Source organism: Rhodanobacter sp. FW104-R8, assembly GCF_001617365.1.
In the GTDB taxonomy this organism is placed as follows: domain Bacteria; phylum Pseudomonadota; class Gammaproteobacteria; order Xanthomonadales; family Rhodanobacteraceae; genus Rhodanobacter.
The window spans coordinates 1-1,202 of the sequence record NZ_LVJR01000040.1 but is presented as its reverse complement, the minus strand read 5'-3'; the positions used below and the strand labels follow the sequence as shown (position 1 = coordinate 1,202).

Sequence of the window (1,202 nt, the reverse complement as noted above, 5' to 3'; positions counted from 1 at the left end):
CAGGGTGTTGAGAATGCGCCCCTCCGATGCCGGTCGATAGCTCTCGGCTATGGATCATCAGGCGTAGCCGGCGAATTTCGGATGGATGGCCGAGTTTCAGGCGCACGTCTCCCGTGTTCGCTCAGGTTGGCGATGGGTTCCACCACTCGCCGATGCCACCGAGCCGGATCAGGTTGTACGCCGCGAACGTCCAGGTCACCCAGCCGCGCACGGTGGGCAGCGCCACCAGCGGCAGTTTGCGCAGGCCGCCGATGGTCTTGATCCAGCCAAAGCCTTGCTCGATGCGTTTGCGAACCTGCAGGCTCATCGCGTAGCCCTTGCCACGGGCGGTGCGATGGTCGACGGCACTGCGTCGACCTTTGATGTGGCGGGCAATGTGGGGCTTGATCCCGCGCTGCTTCAGCGCCGCGACGAAGTCCTGCGTGTCGTACCCTTTGTCTGCGCCCAGCGTCGCGCCGGGCTTCACGCCGGCGGCGGTCAGCAGATCGAGCGCGCCGTCACGCTCGCCGGTGCCGCTGGCATGGCGCACATCCACGGCCACCAGCAGGCCGTTGCGATTTTCCATCAGGGCATTGGCCAGATAACTCAGCTTCGCCTCCTTGCCCTTGCCCTTGCGGATCAGCCGCGCGTCCGGGTCGGTGGTGGAAGCGTGCGTGTCGTTGCTGCGCTTCTCGCCGTGGAAGTCGTCTCCGTCGTTGTCGCTGCCGTCTTTCGGACGGAAACTCTTGTGCGAGGCCCATGCTTCCAGCAACGTGCCGTCGACCGAGAAGTGCTCGTCGCTGACCAGATCTTGCATACGCGCCAGCAGCACGGTGTGCTCGAAAAAACGTTGCGCAATCGCTTCGTCAAACAGCCGCTCGCGATTGAACGAGAACGTCGAGTGATCCCACACCGGATCATCCACGTTGAGCCCGACGAACCAGCGAAACAGCAAGTTGTAATTGAGCTGCTCCATCAGCAGGCGCTCACTGCGCACGCTGTACACCACCTGCAGCAGCGAGGCGCGAAGAAGGCGCTCCGGCGGAATCGACGGCCGCCCGCCTTCGGCGTAGCGCGCCGCCAAAACTTCATCGAGTTCAACCAGGATGCCGTCCACCAACACACGTAGTTTGCGGATCGGATGGTCACTCGGCACGCGCTCTTCCACGGACACGTACGAGAACATGCCAAGCTGTTGGACATCGGGACTGCGCATCGGGGGT

Annotated in this window: 1 protein-coding gene; it reads right to left on the bottom strand. The window is 63.5% G+C overall.

Translation table 11 applies throughout. The annotated features are described in order from the left end of the window. Positions 1–121: 121 nt before the first annotated feature. Positions 122–1,195 carry an IS5 family transposase gene (locus RHOFW104R8_RS10840; protein WP_068205433.1) on the bottom strand — a complete coding sequence of 358 codons (1,074 nt, stop codon included), beginning with the start codon at positions 1,193–1,195 and terminating at the stop codon, positions 122–124. Positions 1,196–1,202 lie beyond the last annotated feature (7 nt).

Bases quoted from the DNA above. Each gene is read 5' to 3' on its own strand.
- RHOFW104R8_RS10840 (WP_068205433.1), bottom strand. From the start codon at position 1,195: ATGCGCAGTCCCGATGTCCAACAGCTTGGCATGTTCTCGTACGTGTCC.